At 73.2% G+C, this 23,553-nt stretch carries 26 protein-coding genes; 16 read left to right on the top strand and 10 right to left on the bottom strand.

Annotated elements, in window-relative coordinates; genetic code table 11:
* The first annotated feature begins 69 nt into the window (after positions 1–69).
* Positions 70–1,008: a LysR family transcriptional regulator gene (locus ACGFSH_RS16770; RefSeq protein ID WP_393349078.1), complete on the top strand. Its 939-nt coding sequence runs from the start codon at positions 70–72 to the stop codon at positions 1,006–1,008.
* Positions 1,009–1,074: 66 nt separating this feature from the next.
* Here ACGFSH_RS16770 and ACGFSH_RS16765 read toward each other — a convergent pair whose 3' ends face one another.
* A complete protein-coding gene (locus tag ACGFSH_RS16765) occupies positions 1,075–1,542 on the bottom strand; it encodes a pyridoxamine 5'-phosphate oxidase family protein (protein ID WP_393349077.1) in 468 nt (155 codons plus the stop codon).
* Between the two features lie 150 nt (positions 1,543–1,692).
* Between ACGFSH_RS16765 and ACGFSH_RS16760 the strand changes: the two genes are divergently transcribed.
* The gene (locus ACGFSH_RS16760) at positions 1,693–2,349 is read left to right on the top strand and encodes a cysteine hydrolase (protein ID WP_393349075.1); all 657 of its coding nucleotides are present in this window, start codon (positions 1,693–1,695) and stop codon (positions 2,347–2,349) included.
* On the opposite strand, the gene ACGFSH_RS16755 is transcribed toward ACGFSH_RS16760, so the two are convergent.
* Entirely contained in the window at positions 2,336–2,833 is a 498-nt protein-coding gene (locus ACGFSH_RS16755; protein WP_393349073.1) for a Rieske (2Fe-2S) protein, read from the bottom strand. The genes ACGFSH_RS16760 and ACGFSH_RS16755 overlap by 14 nt on opposite strands.
* Before the next feature lie 213 nt (positions 2,834–3,046).
* On the opposite strand from ACGFSH_RS16755, the gene ACGFSH_RS16750 reads away from it, so the two are divergent.
* The 7 genes from ACGFSH_RS16750 to ACGFSH_RS16720 all read left to right on the top strand — a co-directional run bounded on the left by ACGFSH_RS16750 (position 3,047) and on the right by ACGFSH_RS16720 (position 9,258).
* Positions 3,047–3,802: a HipA family kinase gene (locus ACGFSH_RS16750; RefSeq protein WP_393349071.1), complete on the top strand. Its 756-nt coding sequence runs from the start codon at positions 3,047–3,049 to the stop codon at positions 3,800–3,802.
* Positions 3,799–4,215 carry a DUF3037 domain-containing protein gene (locus ACGFSH_RS16745; protein ID WP_393349069.1) on the top strand — a complete coding sequence of 139 codons (417 nt, stop codon included), beginning with the start codon at positions 3,799–3,801 and terminating at the stop codon, positions 4,213–4,215. The genes ACGFSH_RS16750 and ACGFSH_RS16745 overlap by 4 nt, the downstream gene beginning before the upstream one ends.
* 182 nt (positions 4,216–4,397) lie before the next feature.
* Entirely contained in the window at positions 4,398–5,159 is a 762-nt protein-coding gene (gene fabG / locus ACGFSH_RS16740) for a 3-oxoacyl-ACP reductase FabG (protein WP_329407680.1), read from the top strand.
* Positions 5,160–5,189: 30 nt separating this feature from the next.
* Positions 5,190–5,951, top strand: a complete 762-nt coding sequence (locus tag ACGFSH_RS16735) for an SDR family oxidoreductase (protein ID WP_393349067.1) — start codon at positions 5,190–5,192, stop codon at positions 5,949–5,951.
* 270 nt (positions 5,952–6,221) lie between these two features.
* Complete coding sequence (locus ACGFSH_RS16730; protein ID WP_393349065.1) at positions 6,222–7,775, top strand: ABC transporter substrate-binding protein; 1,554 nt, start codon at positions 6,222–6,224, stop codon at positions 7,773–7,775.
* Positions 7,776–7,909: 134 nt separating this feature from the next.
* A complete protein-coding gene (ung, locus tag ACGFSH_RS16725; RefSeq protein WP_393349063.1) occupies positions 7,910–8,593 on the top strand; it encodes a uracil-DNA glycosylase in 684 nt (227 codons plus the stop codon).
* A gap of 122 nt (positions 8,594–8,715) precedes the next feature.
* On the top strand, positions 8,716–9,258 hold the full coding sequence (locus ACGFSH_RS16720; RefSeq protein WP_393349061.1) for a hypothetical protein: 543 nt from the start codon (positions 8,716–8,718) through the stop codon (positions 9,256–9,258).
* Positions 9,259–9,304: 46 nt separating this feature from the next.
* Here ACGFSH_RS16720 and ACGFSH_RS16715 read toward each other — a convergent pair whose 3' ends face one another.
* Together ACGFSH_RS16715 and ACGFSH_RS16710 are read right to left on the bottom strand one after the other, a co-directional pair.
* Positions 9,305–9,775: a hypothetical protein gene (locus ACGFSH_RS16715; RefSeq protein WP_393349059.1), complete on the bottom strand. Its 471-nt coding sequence runs from the start codon at positions 9,773–9,775 to the stop codon at positions 9,305–9,307.
* Positions 9,776–9,899: 124 nt separating this feature from the next.
* Entirely contained in the window at positions 9,900–10,412 is a 513-nt protein-coding gene (locus ACGFSH_RS16710) for a DinB family protein (RefSeq protein WP_393349057.1), read from the bottom strand.
* A 127-nt stretch (positions 10,413–10,539) separates the two neighbouring features.
* Between ACGFSH_RS16710 and ACGFSH_RS16705 the strand changes: the two genes are divergently transcribed.
* Positions 10,540–11,451: a Gfo/Idh/MocA family protein gene (locus tag ACGFSH_RS16705; protein ID WP_393349056.1), complete on the top strand. Its 912-nt coding sequence runs from the start codon at positions 10,540–10,542 to the stop codon at positions 11,449–11,451.
* On the opposite strand, the gene lnt is transcribed toward ACGFSH_RS16705, so the two are convergent.
* From lnt to ACGFSH_RS16685, 4 genes are all read right to left on the bottom strand, one after another.
* Positions 11,369–12,940, bottom strand: coding sequence for an apolipoprotein N-acyltransferase (gene lnt, locus ACGFSH_RS16700; protein ID WP_393349054.1), 1,572 nt, complete (start codon positions 12,938–12,940; stop codon positions 11,369–11,371). The genes ACGFSH_RS16705 and lnt overlap by 83 nt on opposite strands.
* 344 nt (positions 12,941–13,284) lie before the next feature.
* The gene (locus tag ACGFSH_RS16695; RefSeq protein WP_393349052.1) at positions 13,285–13,752 is read right to left on the bottom strand and encodes a nuclear transport factor 2 family protein; all 468 of its coding nucleotides are present in this window, start codon (positions 13,750–13,752) and stop codon (positions 13,285–13,287) included.
* An 81-nt stretch (positions 13,753–13,833) separates the two neighbouring features.
* Entirely contained in the window at positions 13,834–14,013 is a 180-nt protein-coding gene (locus tag ACGFSH_RS16690; RefSeq protein WP_329407659.1) for a hypothetical protein, read from the bottom strand.
* Positions 14,014–14,219: 206 nt separating this feature from the next.
* Positions 14,220–15,095, bottom strand: coding sequence for an undecaprenyl-diphosphate phosphatase (locus ACGFSH_RS16685; protein ID WP_393349050.1), 876 nt, complete (start codon positions 15,093–15,095; stop codon positions 14,220–14,222).
* A gap of 416 nt (positions 15,096–15,511) precedes the next feature.
* Here ACGFSH_RS16685 and ACGFSH_RS16680 point away from each other — a divergent pair, with 416 nt between their 5' ends.
* The 3 genes from ACGFSH_RS16680 to ACGFSH_RS16670 are packed head-to-tail and all read left to right on the top strand — an operon-like array spanning position 15,512 to position 18,302.
* Positions 15,512–16,672: a Gfo/Idh/MocA family protein gene (locus tag ACGFSH_RS16680; protein WP_393349048.1), complete on the top strand. Its 1,161-nt coding sequence runs from the start codon at positions 15,512–15,514 to the stop codon at positions 16,670–16,672.
* Positions 16,669–17,598 (top strand): PmoA family protein, encoded by a 930-nt coding sequence (locus ACGFSH_RS16675; protein ID WP_393349046.1) that lies wholly within the window; start codon positions 16,669–16,671, stop codon positions 17,596–17,598. The genes ACGFSH_RS16680 and ACGFSH_RS16675 overlap by 4 nt, the downstream gene beginning before the upstream one ends.
* A complete protein-coding gene (locus ACGFSH_RS16670) occupies positions 17,592–18,302 on the top strand; it encodes a cupin (RefSeq protein ID WP_393349044.1) in 711 nt (236 codons plus the stop codon). The genes ACGFSH_RS16675 and ACGFSH_RS16670 overlap by 7 nt, the downstream gene beginning before the upstream one ends.
* Before the next feature lie 136 nt (positions 18,303–18,438).
* On the opposite strand, the gene ACGFSH_RS16665 is transcribed toward ACGFSH_RS16670, so the two are convergent.
* The gene (locus ACGFSH_RS16665) at positions 18,439–18,909 is read right to left on the bottom strand and encodes a winged helix-turn-helix transcriptional regulator (protein WP_393349042.1); all 471 of its coding nucleotides are present in this window, start codon (positions 18,907–18,909) and stop codon (positions 18,439–18,441) included.
* A 242-nt stretch (positions 18,910–19,151) separates the two neighbouring features.
* Here ACGFSH_RS16665 and ACGFSH_RS16660 point away from each other — a divergent pair, with 242 nt between their 5' ends.
* Positions 19,152–20,321 carry a thiolase family protein gene (locus ACGFSH_RS16660; RefSeq protein ID WP_393349040.1) on the top strand — a complete coding sequence of 390 codons (1,170 nt, stop codon included), beginning with the start codon at positions 19,152–19,154 and terminating at the stop codon, positions 20,319–20,321.
* A 66-nt stretch (positions 20,322–20,387) separates the two neighbouring features.
* Here the strand turns inward: ACGFSH_RS16660 and ACGFSH_RS16655 are convergent, their stop codons facing one another.
* Entirely contained in the window at positions 20,388–21,227 is an 840-nt protein-coding gene (locus ACGFSH_RS16655) for a TVP38/TMEM64 family protein (RefSeq protein WP_393349039.1), read from the bottom strand.
* 49 nt (positions 21,228–21,276) lie between these two features.
* Between ACGFSH_RS16655 and ACGFSH_RS16650 the strand changes: the two genes are divergently transcribed.
* The gene (locus ACGFSH_RS16650; RefSeq protein ID WP_393349037.1) at positions 21,277–22,014 is read left to right on the top strand and encodes a DNA alkylation repair protein; all 738 of its coding nucleotides are present in this window, start codon (positions 21,277–21,279) and stop codon (positions 22,012–22,014) included.
* 366 nt (positions 22,015–22,380) lie between these two features.
* Positions 22,381–23,550: an elongation factor Tu gene (tuf, locus tag ACGFSH_RS16645; RefSeq protein ID WP_393349035.1), complete on the top strand. Its 1,170-nt coding sequence runs from the start codon at positions 22,381–22,383 to the stop codon at positions 23,548–23,550.
* Positions 23,551–23,553 lie beyond the last annotated feature (3 nt).

The raw sequence follows: 23,553 nt of genomic DNA, 5'->3' as shown, positions 1-23,553 counted from the left end.
CAACGATGCGGGAGACATCTTCGTAGCACAATCGAGAATTTTCGAGCAATACCTCGTAGCATCGCTTATATGTTGAACCTGGAGCGCCTGCGCACCCTCGACGCCCTCGCCCGGCACGGATCGGTCAGCGGCGCGGCCCTGGGCCTGCACATCACCACGTCGGCCGTCTCGCAGCAGATGGCGAAACTGGAGCGGGAGGTGGGCCAGCGGCTCCTCGCCAAGCACGGACGGGGAGTGCGGCTGACGGACGCGGGCCGGCTCCTCGCCGAGCACGCGTCCCGGATCCTGTCCCAGGTCGAGCTTGCCCAGGCCGATCTGGAGGCCCAGCGCGGCCAGGTGGCGGGCGAACTGCGGCTGTCGGCGTTCCCGACCGCCGCGCGCGGGCTGTTCCCCGGCGTGCTCGCCGAACTGCGCAAGGCGCACCCGGGGCTGAGGCTGCGCTCCTGCGAACTGGAGCCGGAGCGCGGCATCGCCGGCGTCGTGCGCGGCGACCTCGACCTCGCCGTCGTCCTGGACTGGTACAACAAGCCGATGCCGGTGCCGGACGGCCTGGTCAAGGCGCCGATCCTCGACGATCCCGCCGACGTCGCGATGCCGGCCGGACACCCCCTCGCCCACCGGGACGAGGTGGACCTCGCGGAGTTCGCCGAGGACGAGTGGATCACCTGGGGCGAGGGCGAGTTCTGCCACGAGTGGCTCATGTTCACGCTGCGCTCGCGCGGCGTGGAGCCGATCGTCGGCCACCGGGCGGCCGAGACGCACACCCAGCTCGGCCTGGTCGCGGCCGGTCTCGGCGTCTGCATCGCCCCGCTGCTCGGACGGCACCCGGTGCCCGAAGGAGTCGTCACGGTGCCGCTGCGGCAGCGGGTGCGCCGTCATGTGTACGCGGTGTGGCGGGCGGACGCCGACCGCCGGCCCTCCATCCGCGCCGCCGTGGAGGCGCTCAAGACGGCGGGCGGCTCGCTGGGCCGCCCGGCGGACGGCCCGGCGGGGGAGCGGGCCGGCTGAGACGGGCCGCCGGGCGACCGGCGGCCAGGCGGCCGGCGCAACCGCGGGCCGGGGCGGGCCGCCGGGTCACACCCCGCCGAGCTTGCGGAAGTCCCAGGACACGACCTTCTCCGGCTTCAACCGCACCCAGGCGTGCCGCCCGTCGTGCGGCATCGCGTCGAGGCCGAAGTTCTTGCGGGCGAACAGGGTCTCCACCGCGTCGAGTTCGGCGCACAGCTCGCCGGTGCGCGGGCTCTCGCCGACGAACTCCACGGCGCCGGACAGCTCGACGCCGCGCAGGGAGTCGTACTCCTCGCCCGTGTCGATCACGATCGCGACCCGGGGATCACGGCGCAGATCGGCCCAGCGCTTGCTGCGCACGACCGAGTACAGCCAGATCGCGTTCCCGTCCCAGAGGAACCACAGGGCGCTGACGTGCGGGGCGCCGTCGGTGGAGACGGTCGCGACCCGGCAGGTGCGCTGGACGGTGAGGAACGCGTCCAGCTCGCCCGAGGTCATCATGATCTTCCGGCCCCGACGCTGAGTGGCGGTCATCCGGCCCCCTCGTTCTTCTCTTGTGTCGTCCTGTGCTGATGGTCCGGGACGCCGATTCCTGAGACTCCGTCAGAAAATGATGGGTCTTCTTCCTTCTCCGCGCAATGGCGGTTAGTGTCGCCCGCCCCACACCGACGTCAGGGGGACCCCATGCCGTCGCACGAACAGCTCGGCGCACTGCTCGACCCCGCCGGCACCGTCCTGATCACGGTGGAGTGCCAGCAGGGCGTCGTCGGCCCGGCCGCCGCCCTGCCGGAACTCGCCCGCGAGGCGAGGGAGTCCGGAGCCCTCGCCAACATCGCCCGGCTGGTGACGGCCGCCCGCGCGCGGGGCGTCCAGATCGTGCACGCCGTGGCGGAGCGCCGGCCCGACGGGCGGGGCGCCAACCGCAACGCCCGGTTGTTCCGCGCGGCCGAACGCCTTCCCGTCCAGCAGCTCGCCGGAACCGACGCGACCCGCGTCGCACCCCCGATCGAGGTCGCCGGACAGGATCTCGTCGTCCGGCGGCTGCACGGGCTGTCACCCGTCCAGGGCACCGACGTCGACGCCCTGCTGCGCAACCTCGGCTGCCGCACCCTGATCGTGACCGGGGTCTCCGCCAACATCGCGATCCCCAACACCGTCTTCGACGCCGTCAACCGGGGATACACGGTCGTCGTGCCCTCGGACGCCGTCGCCGGGGTGCCCGCCGAGTACACCGCCGCGATGATCCGCCACACCCTCGCGCTGGTCGCCACGGTCGCGACCACCGACGAGGTGCTGGACGGGCTCGGGACGGGCGCCCCGGCGGGGGTCAGGCGAGAGTGATCGAGTCCCCGCTGACCTTGATCGGAACCTCGGGCAGCGGCTTGCGCGCGGGACCGCTCTTCACACTGCCGTCCGTGATCGAGAAGTTGCTGTTGTGACAAGGGCAGTTGATCACGCCGTCGCTGATGGACTTCACCGCGCAGCCCGCGTGCGTGCACACGGCGGAGAACGCCTTGTACGTGCCCGCCGTCGGCTGGGTGACGACCACCTTCTCGGAGTCGAACACCTTGCCGCCGCCCTCGGGGATGTCGGCCGTCTTCGACAACGCCGCGCCCGCCGCCGCGTCGTCCCCGCCACCGCCGCCCGTGCTCGCGGCCGCCGTGCCGCCGGCGGCACCCGCGGCGCCGGACGGCGAGGAGCCCGACGAGTCGTCGTCGGACCCTCCGCACGCGGTCAGCGCCACGGAGAGCCCCGCGGCTCCGGCGGCCGCCACGACGGTACGGCGGGCGGGCCCCGACGCGGACTTGAACGATGCGCTGGTCATGCTGGGGGGTTCCCTTCCAGGGGGGAGTGTGGATCTGCCGTCAGGTACGGGCCGGGGGCACGCCGTGTTCAGCGCCTCCGCCGAGTTCGGGCAGTGTCGCGATGGTGACGGCTTCGACATGAGCACGGCGTAAGCCGCAGCTGTCGCCGAGCTGTCGGCCGCGCATCGCCCCAGGCCCGGCCACCTGCGGCGACGCTCAAGTAGCCTGGGGCGATGCTCAAGGAAGTCACCGCGACCCGGTACGTCACGCCCCTGCGCGAGGGCGGATCCCTGCCGGGGCTCGTCGAGGCGGACGACCTCAACCTGTACGTCCTGAAGTTCACCGGCGCCGGGCAGGGCCGCAAGACGCTCGTCGCGGAGGTGGTCTGCGGCGAGCTGGCCCGCCGGCTCGGTCTGCGGATGCCCCGGCTGGCCGCCGTGGAACTCGACGTCCTGCTGGGCCTCGGCGAACCCGAGAGCCAGGTGCAGGAGTTGCTCAAGGCGAGCGGCGGGACCAACCTCGGCATGGAGTTCCTCTCCGGCGCCCTCGGCTACGACCCGCTGGCCTTCCCGGTGAGCCCCGAGGAGGCCGGCCGGATCGTCTGGTTCGACGCGCTGGTCAACAACGTCGACCGCTCCTGGCGCAACCCCAACCTCCTGGTGCACCGGGGCGACCTGTGGCTCGTCGACCACGGCGCCACCATGACCTGGCAGCACAACTGGCCCACCGCCGAAGCCTCCGCGGCCCGCCCCTACGACGCCTCCGACCACGTCCTCGCCCCCTTCGGGCCGGACGTCGCGGCCGCGGCGGAGCGGCTGGCCCCGCTGGTCACCGCGGACCTGCTCGCCGAGGTCACCGCCGAGATCCCCGACGTCTGGCTGACGGACGAACCCGGCTTCGACACCCCGGACAGCCTCCGGCACGCCTACGCGGCGCCGCTCCTGGCACGCGCCGCCGTCATCCACGACCGCATCAAGGGGACCGAGTGAACGACCGCCACATCATCAGGCCGGGCCAGGGCGGCGACCGGGACGTCTTCGAGTACGCGCTGCTGCGCGTCGTCCCGCGCGTGGAGCGCGGCGAGTGCATCAACGCGGGCGTGCTGGTCTACTGCCGCGGCCGGGACTACGTCGGCGCCCGCACCCACCTGGACGAGGCGAGGCTGCTGGCACTGGACCCGCGCGCGGACGTGGCGGGGGTGCGGGCCGCCCTGCGGGCCGTCGAGGGCGTCTGCGCGGGCGGCGCCCTGGCCGGCCAGGCGGCGCACGACGACGCCGGACGGCGCTTCCGGTGGCTGATCGCGCCCCGCTCGACGATCGTCCAGCCGGGCCCCGTGCACACCGGACTCACCGCCGATCCGGCGGCCGAGACGGACCGGCTCCTCCAGTTGCTGGTGAGGTAATGGATCACACCGGCGCCGTGTGGCGTTGACACCGGGTGCCAGGGCTTCTAGCGTCACGTCTGCCGAAGGTACTAAGCGGTCGCTCACCAGTCGGGCGCACCGGCGCCGGCCGGGCGCACCGCCCGGGGCGGAACAGCGCCTGCGGGCGCATCAGGCTTTCTCAAGGGCGAGGAGAACCAGCAATGTCCACCACTGAGCAGCGGGTCGCCGTAGTCACGGGCGCGGCACGGGGCATCGGAGCGGCCACCGCCGTACGGCTGGCGGCCGAGGGCCGCGCCGTCGCGGTCGTCGACCTCGACGAGGCCGCCTGCAAGGACACCGTCGAGAAGATCACCGCGGCCGGCGGCAGGGCCGTCGCCATCGGCGCCGACGTCTCCGACGAGGCCCAGGTCGAGGCCGCGATCGCGCGGATCGTCGAGGAGCTCGGCGCGCCGACCATCCTCGTGAACAACGCCGGCGTGCTCCGCGACAACCTGCTGTTCAAGATGAGCGCCGCCGACTGGGACACCGTCCTGAACGTGCACCTGCGCGGCTCGTTCCTCATGACCAAGGCCGTCCAGAAGCACATGGTCGACGCCGGCTTCGGCCGCGTCGTCAACCTGTCCTCGTCCTCGGCGCTCGGCAACCGCGGCCAGGCCAACTACTCCGCCGCCAAGGCCGGTCTTCAGGGCTTCACCAAGACCCTGGCCATCGAGCTGGGCAAGTTCGGCATCACCGCCAACGCCGTGGCCCCCGGCTTCATCGCCACCGACATGACGGCCGCCACCGCCGCCCGCGTCGGCATGGGCTTCGAGGAGTTCAAGGCCGCTGCGGCCACCCAGATCCCGGTCGCGCGCGTCGGCGAGCCCGGCGACGTCGCCAACGCGATCGCCTTCTTCACGAACGAGGCCGCCGGCTTCGTCTCCGGCCAGGTGCTGTACGTCGCCGGCGGACCGCTCGACTAACCGCTGCCAAGGACCCTGGGGATCACGAACATGACTGAACTGCCCGCACTCTCCGGCAAGGTCGCCCTCGTCACCGGAGCCAGCCGGGGCATCGGCTACGGCGTCGCCGAGGCGCTCGTCGCCCGCGGCGACCGGGTCTGCATCACCGGCCGGGGCGAGGACGCCCTGAAGGAGGCCGTCGAGCGGCTCGGCGCCGACCGGGTGATCGCCGTCGCCGGCAAGGCGCACGACGAGGAGCACCAGGCCGCCGCCGTGGCCCGCACGATGGAGGCCTTCGGCCGCGTCGACTTCCTGGTCAACAACGCCGGCACGAACCCGGTGTTCGGCCCGATCGCCGACCTGGACCTCGACGTGGCCCGCAAGGTCTTCGAGACCAACGTGGTCTCCGCGCTCGGCTTCGCGCAGCGCACCTGGCACGCCTGGCAGAAGGAGAACGGCGGCGCGATCGTCAACATCGCCTCCGTCGCGGGGATTTCGGCCTCCCCCTTCATCGGCGCCTACGGCATCAGCAAGGCCGCGATGATCAACCTGACCGTGCAGCTGGCGCATGAGTACGCGCCGCGCGTGCGGGTCAACTCGATCGCCCCCGCCGTGGTGAAGACCAAGTTCGCCCAGGCCCTGTACGAGGGCCGCGAGGAGGAGGCGGCCGCGGCCTACCCGCTGGCCCGGCTGGGCGTGCCCTCCGACATCGGCGGCACGGCCGCGTTCCTCACCTCGGAACAGTCGGACTGGATCACCGGCCAGAACATCGTCGTCGACGGCGGAATCTTCCTCAACGCCGGCGTGGGCTGAGAACGCCCCGGACCGCACGCCGGTCCGGGAACCCCACGACGACCGCGTCCACGGGCGCCGTTTCCCCGACGGAAACGGTGCCCGTGTCGTCCTATAGCGGACATCTTCACCCCGAACACGGTGATGACAACGTCGTCATACCGAGAGTGATCAAGAACGCCGTACAGGCGCGGGTTCAGGCCGCCTGGCGCTGCGGTATGGTCTGCCAACCCTTGGCATGGCAGATCGAGGAGCGTGCGCGTGTTCAACCGGAACCGATCCTTGCAGCGAATGGCGGCGATCGTGTCCATATCCCTGGTGGCCGGGTGCAGCCTCCTGGGGGAGGAGAGCTCCGACGACGCCGGGCCGATCGTGGTGGGCACCACCAGTGCGCCCAGCACCTTGGATCCCGCGGCCGCCTGGGACGGCTCCTGGGAGCTGTTCCGCAACATCTACCAGACCCTGCTGAGCTACCCGTACGGCACGACGGCCCCGCAGCCGGACGCCGCCAAGTCCTGCGGGTTCACGGACGGCACCAGCCGCGTCTACCGGTGCGAACTGCGCGACGGGCTCAAGTTCTCCAACGGCGACGCGCTGGACGCCAAGGCCGTGAAGTACTCCATCGACCGGATCCGGACGATCAACGCCCCCACCGGCCCCAACGGCCTGCTCGGCAGCCTGGACAGCGTCGAGGCGAAGGGCGACCGCGAGGTGCTCTTCCGCCTGAACAAGGCCGACGCCACCTTCCCGTTCGTGCTCGCCACCCCCGGCATGTCGATCGTCGACCCCGACGACTACCCCGCGAGGTCCCTGCGCAAGGACGACGGGATCGTCGGCTCCGGGCCCTACCGGCTCCAGTCCTACGAGCAGGGCAAGCAGTCCGTCCTCGTGCGCAACGACACCTACAAGGGTCTCGCCGAGCGCCGGAACGACGCGGTGAACATCCGCTACTTCCAGGACTCGGGCGCCATGGTCAAGGCCCTGCGCGCCAAGGACATCGACATCACCTACCAGGGGCTCGCCGCCGACGACATCGTCGACCTGGAGAACAAGAACGCCGAGAACGAGGGCCTGCAACTCGTCGAGGGCGCGGCCACCAACATCAACTACCTGGTCTTCAACCCCAAGGACACCTGGTCGGACAAGCTGGCCGTGCGCCGGGCCGTCGCCCAGGTCATCGACCGGGCCGCCATCGCCCACAAGGTGTACAAGGACACCGTCGACCCCCTGTACTCCATGGTCCCGACCGGCCTGACCGGCCACACCACCGGCTTCTTCGACTCCTTCGGCGACCCCGACACCGCCAAGGCCCGCAAGATCCTCGCCGAGGGCGGCATCACGCAGACCGTGCCGCTCACCCTCTGGTACACCACCGACCGCTACGGCTCCGACACCGCGCTGGAGTTCAAGGAGATCAAGCGCCAGCTGGACGCGTCCGGCCTGTTCAAGGTCACCCTGAAGAGCCGCCCCTGGAACACCTACGTGGTCGGCTACCAGAACGGCGAGTACCCGGTGTTCGGGCGTGGCTGGGCCCCCGACTTCCCGGATCCCGACAACTTCATCGCCCCCTTCGTCGGCGAACAGAACGCGCTCGGCACGCCCTACCCGGAGAAGAAGATCACGCAGGTGCTGCTGCCCCACTCCCGCCGGGAGAGCGACCGCGCCGAGGTGTCGAAGGACTTCGAGGAGGCCCAGGAGATCCTCGTCCGCGACGCCCGGCTGCTGCCGCTGTGGCAGGGCAAGCAGTACATCGCCTCGTCCGAGGAGGTCTCGGGCGGAGAGCGGGCCCTCGACCCGTCGACGATCATGATGGTGTGGGAGCTCTCGCGGAAGACCAGCTGGTAGCGGCGGGCCGGTGCCCGGTGACGAGCCGGACACCGGGCCGGGCGGCGGGCGGCCGGACCGGCCGCGGGCCCGGTTGTCAGTGGCCGCCTGTAGGTTCTGTGGTCTGAAGCGACCGCACACCGAAGGACGTTGACGTGACCGACATCGCCATGCTGCCCGAGTCCTGGCGCGGGGTTCTGGGCGACGAACTGCAGCAGCCCTACTTCAAGGAGCTGACGGAGTTCGTCGAGGAGGAGCGGGCGAAAGGCCCCGTCTACCCTCCGCGCGAGGAGGTGTTCGCCGCGCTCGAGGCGACACCGTACGAGCGGGTGAAGGTCCTCGTCCTCGGACAGGACCCCTACCACGGCGAGGGCCAGGGACACGGTCTGTGCTTCTCGGTGCGGCCCGGCGTGAAGATCCCGCCGTCGCTGCGCAACATCTACAAGGAGCTGCACGCGGAGCTGGGCACGCCCGTCCCGGACAACGGCTACCTGATGCCGTGGGCGCAGCAGGGCGTCCTGCTGCTCAACGCGGTGCTCACGGTCCGCGCCGGGGAGGCCAACTCGCACAAGGGCAAGGGCTGGGAGAAGTTCACCGACGCGGTGATCCGCGCGGTGGCCGACCGGCCCGACCCGGCGGTCTTCGTGCTGTGGGGCAACTACGCGCAGAAGAAGCTGCCCCTCATCGACGAGACGCGGCACATCGTGGTCAAGGGCGCGCACCCCTCCCCGCTGTCGGCGAAGAAGTTCTTCGGCTCCCGCCCGTTCACCCAGATCGACGCGGCGGTGGCCCAGCAGGGCCACGAGCCCATCGACTGGACCATCCCGAACCTGGCCTGACACGGCCCGACGGGGGCCGCCCGCCGCCGGGCCGGTTCCCGTCCGGCCCGGCCCGGCGGCGCCTGACGGTGATCGTCCGCGCGGGCGGCTAGCGTCGTCGCAACGACGCAAGGAGGCCGAGGGTGGCGGAGCGACAGGGGCGCACGACGGCGGACACCCTGCCCACGCGGATCGGGCAGGTCGTGATGCTGCACCACGGGGGAGACCGCGAGGAGGCCCGCCGCCGCCTCCTCGGCCTGTGGACGGAGATCGGCGAGGAGGGCGACGCCCTGCACCGCTGCACCCTCGCCCACTACCTCGCCGACACCCACGACGACCCCTGCGACGAACTGGCCTGGGACCTGCGGGCGCTGACGGCGGCGCAGGAGCACGACGGCTCGGCGGACGGCCCGGCGGAGGGGCGCGGCCGGCCGGGGGAGGAGCCGGAGGGCGGGGCCCGCGGTCAGGGCTCCCCCGAGGCGAGGGCGCTCTTCCCCTCCCTCCACCTCAACCTGGCCGCCGACTACGTGAAGCTCGGCCGCCCCGACGCCGCCCGTTCCCATGTGCGCCGAGCCCGCCGGGCGGCCGCCGCTCTGGGCGACGACAGCTACGGGGACGGGGTGCGGGCCGCGATCAGCAGGATGGAGCTGCGTCTGGGGGAGGGGGAGTGGCGGGGGGAGAGATGAGAGCGGACGGCGCCGGTCCGCTCACCCCGGGCCGCCCGGACCGCGCTCACCGCCCGTAGGCCCGGCGGCAGAGCACCGCCTCCGGGCTGTCGCCCTGCCACCCGCCGTACTTCCTGCCGAGGGCGCACACGTCGGCCTTCCCGCGCACCGCGTCCTCCACGTCCTGGAGGTCCACGCGCGGCCGTGCGTGCGGTCGCGGCTGCTCGTGGGGCGGCCGGGCGGGCGGACGAGGACCGGACGACGGAGGCGGCCCGGCCGGCGGCTCCTCGGCGGGCCCCCGCCGCCGCTCCGTCCGCCGCCCTTCCGGTTCGCGGGACGGCTGCGCCATCTCCAGCGCCTCCCGGACCGGCGCCTGCACGATCTGCGTCCCGGCCCGCCCGTCCGGCCGCGGCACGGACGGCTCGGAGGGCGCCGCGGCGGGACCGGGCGCGGGCGGACGCTGGACGGTCACGCAGCCCGACAGGGCCGAGAGGGCCACGGTGACCAGGAGCGTCGCGGTAGTCGTCGTTCGATGCACCCGCGCCACTCTGGCGGGTCCGGCCGCCCGAGGGGCAGCACACGAGCGGAGGTTGCCCCGCACGGGTGATCCCGTACCCCGTACGAAGGGCGCGACGCCGCCCTCGCTGACGCCGCCACGGGCGTCAGCCCCCGGTGGCGCCGTCGATCCGCTCGCGGATCAGGTCGGCGTGGCCGTTGTGGCGGGCGTACTCCTCGATCATGTGCGTGTAGATCCAGCGCAGGCTGAACGGCTCGTCGGTGAACCTGCTCGGGCCGCGCGAGAAGTCGTCCAGGGCGAACCCGGCCGCGTACCGCCGGGCGGTCTCGATCTCGGCCTGCCACGTGGCGTGCGTCTCCGCCCAGGTGTCCGCGTCGGTGAGGTGGAACGCACCGTCCGGGTCCGCGTCGCCGTAGTGGATCGGCCCGGCCCCGTCGCCCGCGAGCACCCTGCGGAACCAGCTGCGTTCCACGTCCGCCATGTGCCGCACCAGCCCCATCAGGGACAGTTCGGACGGAGGTACCGAGGCGGTGCGCAACTGGGCGTCGGTGAGCCCCTCGCACTTGAGCGCCAGGGTCTGCCGGTGGTAGTCCAGCCAGCCTTCCAGCATCGTGCGTTCGTCGGCGTTCAGGGCCGGTACGGTGCGCGGTGTCGTCATCCCCGCATGGTGTCCCCCGGCCCGCTGCGCCCACCACGGGTTTTCCGCCGGCCACCGGCCGCCCCTCGCCCCGCCGGGGCGGGGCCGTATGCTGCCGGGCAGGCAGGCAAGCACTGAAGGAGCGCCCGTGAAGGTCGGCTGCGTCGGACTCGGCGACATCGCACAGAAGGCGTACCTGCCCGTGCTGGGCGCGCTGCCCGGGATCGAGCTGCACCTTCAGACCCGTACCCCCGCCACCCTCGACCGGGTCGCCGACGGCCTGCGGGTGCCCCGCGAGCAGCGCCACCGCGACCTCGACGCACTGCTCGCCGCCGGGATGGACGCCGTCTTCGTGCACGCCCCCACCGCCGTCCACCCCGAGATCGTCGGCCGGCTGCTGGAGGCGGGCGTACCGACGTACGTGGACAAGCCCCTGGCCTACGAACTCGCCGACTCCGAGCGGCTGGTGGCGCTCGCCGAGGCCCGCGACACGACGCTGGCCGTGGGCTTCAACCGGCGGCTCGCGCCCGGCTACGCGCAGTGCGCCGACCATCCCCGCGAACTGATCCTCCTCCAGAAGAACCGGGTCGGCCTGCCCGAGGAACCGCGCGCGATGATCCTCGACGACTTCATCCACGTCGTCGACACCCTGCGCTTCCTGGCGCCCGGTCCGGTCGACGACGTGACCGTCCGCGCCCGCGTGGTGGAGGGTCTGCTGCATCACGTCGTCCTCCAGCTCTCCGGCGACGGCTTCACCGCCCTCGGCGTGATGAACCGGCTCAGCGGTTCCAACGAGGAGATCCTGGAGGTGTCCGGGCAGGACACCAAGCGCCAGGTGATCAACCTGTCCGACGTCGTCGACCACAAGGGGCAGCCGACGGTGCGGCGGCGCGGCGACTGGGTGCCCGTGGCCCGCCAGCGCGGCATCGAGCAGGCGGTCGTCGGCTTCCTCGACGCGGTGCGCGCGGGAAAGGTGCTCAGCGCCCGGGACGCGCTGGCCACTCACGAACTGTGCGAGCGGGTGGTCCGAGCGGTGCTGGAACGGTCCGCCGCAGCCTGACCGCCCGCACGCCCTCGGTGAGGCCCAGGGCCACGAGCACCAGCAGCGCCCCGTGGACGGCCCAGTCGCCGTAGCGGACGTACAGGGTGACGCCGTCGGCGAGCGGCACGTCGTACACCGCGGCCGTGCTCGCGTCCGGACCCAGCCACGGGCCGAGCCGCCGGCCGCTCGCGTCGTACACGGCCGAGTCGCCGGTCAGCGTGGCGTGGACGAAGGGCCGGCCGGTCTCCGCGGCGCGCAGGGCGCCCAGCGAGGCGTGCTGCGCGGGCGCCCAGCTCCGCTGGAACGACGACGTCGACGACTGACCGACCAGCAGGTCCGCGCCGTCCTCGGCGAGATGCCGGCTCATGTCCGGGAACGCCGTCTCGAAGCACACCGCCGGCCCGACGCGCACACCGTGACCGGCGTCCATCAGGACCTGTCCGGCGCCGCGCCGCCGGTCCTCACCGGCCGCCCTGCCGACCGAGGTGGCCCAGCCCAGCAGCGAACGGGCCGGTATGTACTCGCCGAACGGCACCAGCCGCATCTTGTCGTACCGGTCGCCGGTCGGGCCGTCCGCGCCGACGAGGATCGAGCTCTTGTAGATGCCCGACCGGTCGGAGCGGCGGGCGTCGACGTTGACGAGGACGTCGGCGCCGGTGGCCCGCGCCAGCGCGGCGACCCGCCGGGCCAGGTCGGGGCGCTCGGCGAGGTCGTAGCCGACGCTGCTCTCGCCCCAGACGATCAGATCGACGTCCTGCCCGGCCAGACGGCGCGTCAACTCCTCCTCGCGGTCGAAGCGCAGGTCGGGCCCGTCGATGACGCCCGGCTGGACGACGGCGACCCGGGTGTCCCCGTCGGCGTCGGGACGCGGCGCCCACGCCCACGCGGCGGAGGCCGTGGCGGCGGTGACGACCAGCCCGGCGACGGCCGGCGTCCGGGAGGCGGGGAGCGCCACGAGGACGGCGGCCGCCACGTTGACCGCGACCACCAGGAAGCTCAGCAGCCACACCCCGCCGACGGAGGCGAGCCGCAGAGCGGGCTCCACCTGCCACTGGCTCGCCCCCAGCACGCCCCACGGCCCGCCCAGCCCCTGCCATGACCGGACCAGCTCGACGGCCAGCCAGGCCGAGGGAAGCACCGGCAGCGCGGCGAGCACCCGCCCGCGCGTGGGGGCCTCGGCCTCGGCGAGGAACCGGCGCACCAGCCACGCCCACGGCGCCCACAGCCCGCCGAGCAGCGCGGCCAGAACGACGGTGAACACGTGCAGGTCCGGCAGCAGCCAGTGGTGCATCGCCAGCATGAAGCCGAACCCGCCGCCCCAGCCGTCGTACGCCGCCCGCCGCCCCGTGGGCGCGGAGCGTGCCAGCAGGATCCACGGCACGAGCGCCCCGTAGGCCCACCACCACAGGGCGGGCTCCGGGAAGGCGAGCACCGGCAGGGCGCCCGCGAGGGCGGCGACGGCCGTACGTCGCCAGGGGGAGGTGAGCCAGCGGCCGCATCTGTTCATACGACACCTCCCTACCCGGGTTGGGTCGCTTCAGTGTGCGCCTCGGGGACGATCTCCGACAGGGCGTGCGCGCAGCCCCCTCCCGAGCGGCGCACCATCGGTCCGCAAGCCGCGCCTGGTCGGTACTCGGCCACTGAACACCGCCGCCCGCGCGCGGTGAGCCGCGGTGTGCGGCGCGCCGGGACCCGCCGTGCGTCCGGGTCCCGCCGTGCGTCCGGGTCCCGCCGTGCGTCGGGCCCCGCCCTGCGTTCGGTGCCGTCGTTCACCTGCGTGCGCCGGCGGGCGGGGGCCTGGCCGCCGTCAACGGGCTTCGGTCGCGGGCACTTGTGGTCGGCTCGGCGGTGTCATCCGGGGAGCCGCCGCCACTTCTCCTGTACGACCACCTCGCGCACCCGCCAGCCCTCGGGCGTGCGCAGCAGCGCGAAGACGTACCGGCCGCCGCAGACGAAGTCGGGCGCCTCGGCCGGCGCTCCCGCGCGCCCGTCGGCGAGGCGCATGGGATTGACGTAGTCGGCCTGCACCTGTGCCGTGTCGCCGGTGTCCTGGTCCAGGACGCCGAACCGCACCCGGCGGTTGACGATGAGGTGCTGCCGCATCGCGAACGCCTTCATCGTGTCGGCGAGCCAGGACGCGACGTTCCCCGCCTCGCCCTCGATGCCCCCGGCCGACCGGTAGTCCGCGCGTCCGTCGGCCGTGAACAGTTGCCGGTACGCCGTCCAGTCGCCGTCGTCCACCGCCACGGCGTAGTCGGTGATCAGTCCGTCGACGGCCAGCCGGTCCATCACGGCGGCGAGCTCCACACGCTGCGTCATGGCCCGAGTGTTGGGCATGGCGGGTGCACAGCCAAGGTCCGTGCCGCGATCGGCGTACGGGACGGCGCGATCGGCGCGGCTTCAGGCCGCCGCGACCACCTCGCCGCGGATCGCCGCGGCCCACTCCACGACCAGCAGTTCGTACTCGGCCCGCTCCTGGGCCGACAGCGACCCGCCCGCGCGCGCCCAGAGGGCGCGGATCCGCTCGTTCAACTCGGCGGCGGACCGCACGGAACCAGAGGCGACAGAGTGGGGGGACATGCGACAAGCGTAGGCGCATCCACTGACACTGCGCTACCGGACGGCTACGCGCCAGGATATGGGCTTGGTCACGGCCGATCGATCAGCCGGACGGCCGGACGATCAACTGTGCTTCCCCGGCGGAGGGTTGGGCCGGCCGGTGGGGCGCGGCGCGCGGGCGTTGCGGAGCACGGGCCGGCGGACCGCGGGGCCGGGGAGCGGCGGGGTCAGCCCGCGGACTCCGCCGCGTGCGGGCTCAGTGCGCCGGTCGTGACGAGGACGATGATCACGATGCCGAGGACGACGCGGTAGTAGACGAAGGGCATGAAGGACTTGGTGCTGATGAACTTCATGAACCAGGCGATGACCGCGTAGCCCGACGCGAAGGCGATCGCCGTGGCGAACAGCGTCGGCCCCCAGGCCACATGGCCGCCCTCCAGCGCGTCCTTCGTCTCGAAGACCCCGGAGGCCAGCACCGCCGGGATGGCGAGCAGGAACGAGTAACGGGCCGCGGCCTCGCGCTTGTAGCCCATGAACAGGCCGCCGCTGATGGTCGCGCCGGAGCGCGAGACGCCGGGGACGAGGGCACAGGCCTGGCACAGACCGAAGATGAGGCCGTCCTTGACGCCCAGGTTCTCCAGGGTCTTGCGCTGCTTGGGCGCGCGGTGCTTGCCGCCCGTCTCGTCGCGGGCCGCGAGCCGGTCGGCGATGCCGATCACGACGCCGACCACGACGAGCATCGTGGCCGTGATGCGCAGGTCGCGGAAGGGGCCCTCGATCTGGTCCTTGAGCGTGACGCCCAGCACGCCGATGGGGATCGAGCCGACGATCACCAGCCAGCCCATCTGGGCGTCGTGGTCCCCGCGCATCGTCTTGTCGAACAGCGACCGGCTCCACGCGGCGATGATCCGCCCGATGTCCTTGCGGAAGTAGATCAGTACGGCCGCCTCCGTGCCGATCTGGGTGATCGCCGTGAAGGCGGCGCCGGGGTCCTCCCAGCCGGAGAACGCGGCGGTCAGCCGCAGGTGCGCGCTGGAGGAGACGGGGAGGAACTCGGTCAGCCCCTGGACGAGTCCGAGGATGAGGGATTCAAACCAAGACATGAGGTTACGGAGTCCAAGTGCCGATCGGAGAGGGGCGGCGGCGACGGCAGACGGCCGCGCCCGAAGATCAAGGGTGTGCAAAGGAAGGGTAGCGGTCCCGTAAGGCGGGTACCGCACAGGGGTTTGAGGAGCGGTGCCCGGCCGCGCTCGCGCAAGGGGCACCGGCAAGCGTGCGCGAGGCTGACCGGCGGTGTTGCCGGGCCGGCCGGGCCGCAGGTCCCGGCGCACGGACGGTTGACCGGCCGCCCGGCCGCCGCATACGTTGCTGCCGACGGGAAAGCGCTTGCTGCGCACAGACGCCGCCGGTGCACGCGTACCGCCGCCGCACGGCTGCCGCCGGTGCCCGGGCGCCTCCCGCGCGCTTGCCGGACCCGCCAGGTCCACGGCCGTACGTCGGAGGAGTGCTGATCACGCCCATGTCCCCCACCACTCCGCCGCCCGGTCCGCTGGACGGCCGGCGCATCCGGGCCGCCGTCGTCGGCGCCGGCGCGATCGCCCGCGACTCGCATCTGCCCGCCTTCCAGCAGCTCGCCGCGGAAGGCGAGACCGAGGTCGTGGCAGCCGTTGACATCGATGCCAACGCCGTGCGGGCGTTCTGCGCGGAGGGCGGCGTGCCGCACGCCTACACCGACCTGGACCGGATGCTGGCCGAGCAGCGGCCCGATCTGGTGACCATCTGCACCCCGCCCACCCTGCACCGCGAGCAGAGCGTGGCCGCGCTGCGGGCCGGCGCCTGGGTGTGGTGCGAGAAGCCGCCCGTGCCGACCCTGGCCGACTACGACGCGGTGGCGGCCGAGGAGGGGGATCCGGGAGGCCCGTACGCCTCGATCGTCTTCCAGCACCGCTTCGGGTCGGGAGCCCGGCACGTGCGCCGGCTGCTCGGCGACGGAGCCCTCGGCCGGCCGCTCGTCGCCCACTGCCAGACCACCTGGTACCGCGACACCGCCTACTACGCCGTGCCCTGGCGCGGTCGCTGGCGCACCGAGGGCGGCGGCCCGGCGATGGGCCACGGCATCCACCAGATGGACCTGCTGCTCGACCTCCTCGGTCCGTGGAACGAGGTGCGGGCGATGGCCGGGCGGCTCGTGCACGAGGTGGAGACGGAGGACGTGTCCACCGCCCTGCTCCGCTTCGAGAGCGGCGCCCTGGCCACCGTCGTCAACAGCGTCCTGAGCCCCGACGAGGTCAGCCGCATCCGGATCGACTGCGAACGCGCCACCGTCGAGCTCACCCACCTGTACGGCCACTCCAACGCGGACTGGCGCCTCACCCCGGCCCCGGGCGTCCCGGCCGACGAGGCGGCGGGCTGGCGCGACTTCGGCGCGGACGTCCCGAGTTCGCACCTGGCCCAGCTGCGCGAGCTGGTCGCCTCCATGCGCGCCGGCAGGCGCCCGCGCAGCAGCGGCGCCGACGGCCGGACCAGTCTGGAGCTGGTCACCGCGCTGTACCGGTCGGCGTTCACGGACACGACCGTGCGGCGGGGCGAGATCGGTCCCGGCGACCCCTATTACACGGCGCTGCACGGCGGCGCCCCGGGATGGGCGCCGGCGGCGGCGCCCGCGGAGGTGCCCGCATGACCGCGGAGCTGCGGCTCGTGCACGTCCACGGCGACCGCGTCACGGTGACCGACCCCGGCACCGGCGTCGAACTGCTCTCCTACGTCTACCGGCCCGAGGCGGCCTGGGAAGCGCCCAAGCCGTACATCCACCCGCTGCGGACCCTCGCCGGGGACGTCGTCACCGACTACCGGCCCCACGACCACCGCTGGCACAAGGGGCTGTCCCTGACCGCCTCGCACCTGTCGGGCGCCAACCTGTGGGGCGGCAACTCCTACGTCCACGGCGAGGGTTACCTGGAACTGCCCGAGCGGGTCGGGTCGATGGCGCACGTCGGCTTCGACGAGGTCGCCGCGGGCGCGGGGCGGGCCGTCATCGCCGAACGGCTGACCTGGCATCCCGCCGGCGGCGAACTGTGGGCGGAGGAGGCGCGCCGCGTCGAGGTGCACGACGTGGAGCACGACTCCGGCTCCTGGGCGCTGACCTGGACCAGCGCCGTCACCAACCGCCGCGCCGAGCCGCTGCGTTTCGGGAGTCCGACCACCGCCGGGCGTGAGATGGCCGGTTACACGGGCCTGTTCTGGCGCGGCCCGCGCGCCTTCCGGGACGGCCGCATCATCGGACCCGAGGGCGAGGGGCCCGGCCTGATGGCCTCGCAGAGCCCGTGGCTCGCCCTCAGCGGGGAGCACGACGGCGCCGACGGCCACGCCACCGTCGTCTTCGAGCACGCCCCCGGGAACGACCACACCGGCGCGGGCGGGAGCCACCCCGCCCACTGGTTCGTGCGCAACGAGCCCTTCGCGGGCATCGCCCCGTCCTGGGCCTTCTTCGACGAGCTGGAGCTGGCGCCGGGTGCCACGCTCACCCGCGCCTACCGGGTGGTGGTGGCCGACGGCGCGTGGGAGCGCGAGGAGATCGCCAAGTACCTGCGCACGCACCCGTGGTGAGCACGTACGGGGGACTCCCCGGCGGGATCGCCGTCTCGCGCCTGCGCGTCTACGACTGGCCCGCCGCGGACGGTCTGCGCGGCGGAACACCCCATGTGCACCTGGTCTGTTCGGAGGGGTACGTCGTCACGGGTGGACGCGGGGCGGTGCACACCCTCACCCTCTCCGGCCACCGGGTGACGCCGCTGGCGCCCGGCGCCGTCGCCTGGTTCACCCCGGGCACGGTCCACCGCCTGGTCGACGAGGACGAGCTGCGCATCACCGTCCTCATGCAGAACGGCGGGCTGCCCGAGGCGGGGGACGCGGTGCTCACCCTGCCGCCGGAGCACCTCGCCTGCCCGGAGGCGTACGCCGCCGTGACCGCGATCCCCGCAGGCGCGCCGCCCGAGGAGCAGGCCCGGGCCGCCCGCGCGCGGCGCGACCTCGCGCTGGAGGGCTACCGGATGCTGCGCGAGGCGCCGGACCCCCGGGAGGCCCTGACCGCCTTCCACCGGGCCGCGGCGGCGCTCGTCCGGCCCCGGCTGGCCGAGTGGCGCGAACGCTGGGCGCACGGTGCGCGCGCGGCCGCCGAGGCCACGGGGGAACAGCTCGACCGGCTGGCCGAGGGGGACGTCTCCCATCTCGCCGCGGCCGCGGTGCGGGCCGAGGAGCCGTCCGCGCAGGGGAGATTCGGCATGTGCGGACGGCTGGACGTGTACGCCTGACGCCCGGGCGCAGGTAAGGCCGGGCCCGGGTCGTGCCCGCCGACGCAGCGGTCGCCGTCGTGCGCGCGGAATCGCGGCGGGCCGCTCCGTCGTCGCCTTCGCGCCGGGTGGGGCGGTGCGCGGGTGGCGGCCGAGGTCAGGCTGCGGCAGGGCCCGCCACCGTCCAGCCCGGCGTCTGCGGGTGGGCGCTCACGTCGTCGTGGCGCACCGCGTCGCCGCAGGACGAGCAGGTGACCACCGGCACCAGTTCGTTGCCGCAGACGTGCTCCAGCACCATCGGACGGTCGTCGCCCGGACGCAGGTGGCGGTCGCCCCACGCCATGAGCGTCATGAGGACCGGCTCCAGTTCCAGCCCGGCCCGCGTGGGCCGGTACTCGAAGCGCTGCGGCCGCTCGCTGTAGGCGGTCCTGGTCAGGATGCCCGCGTCGACCAGGCGGCGCAGCCGGGTGGCCAGCACGTCGCGCGGGGCGCCGGTGTTGCGCACCAGCTGGTCGAAGCGGCCGTTGCCCAGACACACCTCCCTCAGGACGAGCAGCGAGTACTTCTCGCCGACGAGGGCGAGGGCGTCCGCGATCGAGCAGGGGCGCGGGTTCTTGGGGGCGGCCATGAGTGCAAGTCTAGGGGAGGGTTGGAAAAACGAACCAAGTCAGTTGGATTTCCGAACTCGCGGGGTTATCGTGAGTCCGGATTTCCTACTCACTGGTAGCCGACCCGTCCGGACCGGCCGCACCGCCCGAACCTCCCGCACGTCCGGCCCGGCTGGACCGGCCGGGACCGGTGGGGGTCCGGCCCGCCCGTCGCACCGGACGGCCCCGTTCGTCTCCCGTCGCTCGTCATGGAGGCCCGCACATGCGTGACGCAGTCATCGTCGAAGCCGTACGCACTCCGCTCGGCAGGGGAAAGCCCAACGGCTCCCTCGCCCACGTCCACCCGGTCGAGCTCCTCGCCCACACCCTGCGCGCCCTCGTCGAGCGGTCCGGCGTCGACCCCGCGCTCATCGACGACGTGATCGGCGGCACGGTCGACCAGGTCGGCGAACAGGCCATGAACACCACCCGCTACGCGCTGCTCTCCGCCGGCTTCCCGGAGACGGTCCCTGCGACCACCGTCGACCGGCAGTGCGGTTCCTCCCAGCAGGCGGTGCACTTCGCCGCCCAAGGGGTGATGTCGGGCGCGTACGACCTCGTGGTGGCCTGCGGCGTCGAGTCGATGAGCCGGGTGCCGATGTGGTCCAACGTGCCGCCCGGCGCGGACCCCTTCGGGCCGGGCGTCGCCGAGCGCTACCCCGAGGGCCTCGTCCCGCAGGGCATCAGTTCCGAACTCATCGCCGCCAAGTGGTCGATCGCACGGGAGGAGATGGACGCCTTCGCGGTCTCCTCGCACCGCAAGGCCGCCGCCGCGTGGGAACAGGGGCTCTTCGACGCCGAGGTCGCCCCGCTGGACGGAGTCTCGCGCGACGAGTGCGTACGGCCCGGCAGCACCCCCGAGATCCTCGCCGGTCTCCGGCCCGCCTACTACGACCCGGCCTTCGCCGAGCGGTTCCCGCAGATCGAGTGGAACGTCACGGCCGGCAACGCCAGCCCCGTCAACGACGGCGCGTCCGCCGTGCTGATCACCTCGTCCGAGACCGCGGCCCGCCTCGGACTGCGCCCGCTCGCCCGCCTGCACAGCTTCGCCGTCACCGGCTCGGACCCGCTGCTCATGCTGACCGGCGTCATCCCGGCGACGGAGAAGGTGCTGCGCAGGGCCGGTCTGCGGCTCGACGACATCGACCTCTTCGAGGTCAACGAGGCCTTCTCCAGCGTCGTCCTGGCCTGGCGGCAGGAGACCGGGGCGGACCTCGCCAAGGTCAACGTGCACGGCGGCGCGATCGCGCTCGGGCACCCCCTCGGCGCGAGCGGCGCCCGCCTGACGACGACGCTGGTCCACGCGATGCGTGCCCGCGGCGCGCGGTACGCCGTGCAGACCATGTGCGAGGCGGGCGGGCTCGCCAACGCGATGGTCCTGGAGTCCGTGTAGCCGACGGGTGGCCGACTGCCGGAGCTTCCACGGCCTCCCCGCCGCCAGGGGGAGAGCCCTCGACGGCTACGGCCGGCGCAGGTGGTGGCGTTTGCGCCAGGCCACCGCCGCTCCGGCCAGCGCCGGAAGGGCGATGCAGAACATCGCGATCAGGAAGGCGGGCGAGGTCGGGGAGGAGGCACGGGCCCCGGCGACGACATAGGCGGCGGTGTTGGGGATCGAGCCCAGCGCCGTCGCCAGCAGGAAGGACGGCCAGGTCATGCGGGAGACCGCGGCGCAGTAGTTCGCGGCCCAGAACGGCACCCCCGGGAACAGCCGGGCCGCCAGCATGGAGCGCAGACCGTGCCGGCTGAGCTGGCCGTCCGCCGCCTTCAGGAGGCGGCCGCGCAGCAGGGGCCGCAGCGCCTCCTGACCCAGCACGCGCCCCAGTCCGAAGGAGATCCCCGCCCCCAGCACCGTGCCGGCCAGTGCCGCACCGACGCCCCACTGCGAGCCGAACAGCGCGCCGGCCGCGAGGTTCAGCAGCGGTCTCGGCACGAACGCCACCGTGCACAGCCCGTAGGCCACCGCGAAGAGCGCGGCCGCCGACGCGCCGCCCAACTGGGACGGCCAGCCGTCCGCGAGGAGCTTCTGCGGCTCGAAGAGCAGCACGCTCGCCGCAGCCGTGGCCAGCAGCACGACCAGCAGCGCCAGCCGTGCCCAGGGCGACAGCAGCACTCTGCCGCAGCGCGCGGCGAGGCCGCCGGGAACGGCGGCCGGGGCCGGTACGCCCGCGATGACGGAGGCGGCGACGGGCGTGATCACGGGCAGGGGGGCGGGCGCGAGCAGCGGAACGGCGAAGTCCGTGCCGGCGGCCCGGGGAGAGGCCGTGGCGGTGCCCCCAGAGCGGGTGGTGGCATCGAGCATCCCGCGACACTAACGGACGAACATGTGTGATCGCCGTATGGTTCGTCTCATGACCGTCACAGGCGAGGGCCCGGCCGGCGCGCCGCACAGCGCTCTCGCCGACACCGTGATGGAGCGGCTGACGGCCGCGTACGGCGGCGCGGCCGACCCCGTCCGGGCAGCCGCCATGCGCGCCTACATGAAGGACGTGGCCCCGTTCCTGGGCCTGCCCACCCCCGACCGCCGCGCCCTGTCCCGCACCGTCCTCGCCGGCACGCCCCGCCCCGCCGAGGCCGACTGCACGGCGATCGCGCTGCGCTGCTGGGCCCTGCCGCACCGCGAGTACCACTACTTCGCCGTGGACTACCTGCGCCGTCACGCGGGGAGCCTGTCGTCGGCGTTCCTGCCCGTGACCCGACGGCTCGTCACCACCGCCTCCTGGTGGGACACGGTCGACCTGCTCGCCGCGCACGTCGTCGGAGCCCTGGTCGCCGCCGATCCCCGCCTCACCGCCGACATGGACGAGTGGATCGCCGACGCGGACCTGTGGGTGGCCCGCACGGCCCTGCTGCACCAACTGCGCTACCGGGAACGCACCGACACGGAGCGGCTCTTCGCGTACTGCCTGCGCCAGTCCGGGCACCCGGACTTCTTCGTCCGCAAGGCCATCGGCTGGTGTCTGCGCGAGTACGCCAAGACCGACCCCGACGCCGTCCGCGCCTTCCTCGTGCGCGAACGCGGCCGGTTCGCGCCCCTGACGGTCCGTGAGGCCCTGAAGAACATCGGCGCCGCCCCCGAGCCGCTCTGACGGAGCGGGCGGGACGCGGGCCGGACGGGTGAGGCCGGACACCGGGCGCGAACCCGTCCGATCCGGCGAAAATCATTCGACACCTGACGAACCGTCGACGAGGATCGGCCTCATGTTCCGGCAGCCCCTCCCTCTCGCAGCGTCCGCGGTCGCGGACGCGCCGAAGGCTGCCGTCCCGTTCCTCGCGGCCACCGCCGGCGGCGCCCGAAGCTGACCCTCCCCGGACTGCCCGGCGGACCCCCCAGGGGGAGGGTCGGCCCGTTCCTCGGGGTCCCCCCTCTCCACGGCATCCCTCCACGGATCTGCCCACGGTTCTCTCCCGGGCCTCTCCATGGATCTCCCACGGACACGCTTCGAGGTACAGCCATGCCCAAGACCGCTTACGTGCGGACCAAGCCGCATCTCAACATCGGCACCATGGGTCACGTCGACCACGGCAAGACCACCCTGACCGCCGCCATCACCAAGGTCCTCGCCGACCGCGGAATGGGCGCCTTCGTGCCCTTCGACCACATCGACCGCGCCCCTGAGGAGATCGCGCGCGGGATCACCGTCGACATCGCCCACGTCGAGTACGAGACCGACACCCGGCACTACGCGCACGTCGACATGCCGGGCCACGCCGACTATGTCAAGAACATGGTCAGGGGCGCCGCGCAGCTCGACGGGGCGATCCTCGTCGTCTCCGCGCTCGACGGGATCATGCCGCAGACCGCCGAACACGTCCTGCTGGCCCGGCAGGTGGGGGTGGACCACATCGTGGTCGCGCTCAACAAGGCCGACGCGGGCGACGAGGAACTCGTCGACCTCGTCGAGCTGGAGGTCCGCGACCTGCTCACCGAGCACGGCTACGGCGGCGACACCGCGCCCGTGGTGCGGGTGTCGGGGCTGAGGGCCCTGCAGGGCGACCCCCGCTGGGCCCGCGCCGTCGAGGCCCTGCTCGACGCCGTGGACACCTACGTGCCCGTGCCCGAGCGCTACCTGGACGCCCCGTTCCTGCTTCCCGTGGAGAACGTGCTCACCATCACCGGCCGGGGGACCGTGGTCACCGGCGCCGTGGAGCGGGGCACCGTACGCGTGGGCGACCGGGTCGACGTGCTCGGCCCGGGCCTGGAGAGCGTCGTCACGGGCCTGGAGACCTTCGGCAGGCCCATGACGGAGGCCCAGGCCGGTGACAACGTGGCCCTGCTGCTGCGCGGCGTGCCGCGTGACGCCGTCCGCCGGGGGCACGTCGTGGCGGCACCCGGAAGCGTGACGCCGCGGCGGCGGTTCGAGGCGCGGGTGTACGTGCTGTCGACGCGGGAGGGCGGGCGTACGACGCCGGTCTCCACCGGATACCGGCCGCAGTTCCACATCCGCACCGCCGACGTCGCCGGGGACGTGGACCTGGGGGAGATCCCGCTCGCGCGGCCCGGGGACACCGTCGCGGTGACCGTCGAACTCGGCCGCGGCGTCGCGCTGGAACCGGGCCTCGGCTTCGCCGTCCGCGAGGGCGGGCGGACCGTCGCCGCGGGCACCGTGACGGCCGTCCTGTAGATC

This window comes from Streptomyces sp. NPDC048481, from assembly GCF_043200075.1.
GTDB lineage: Bacteria > Actinomycetota > Actinomycetes > Streptomycetales > Streptomycetaceae > Streptomyces.
This window is presented reverse-complemented; position numbering and strand designations above follow the sequence as displayed.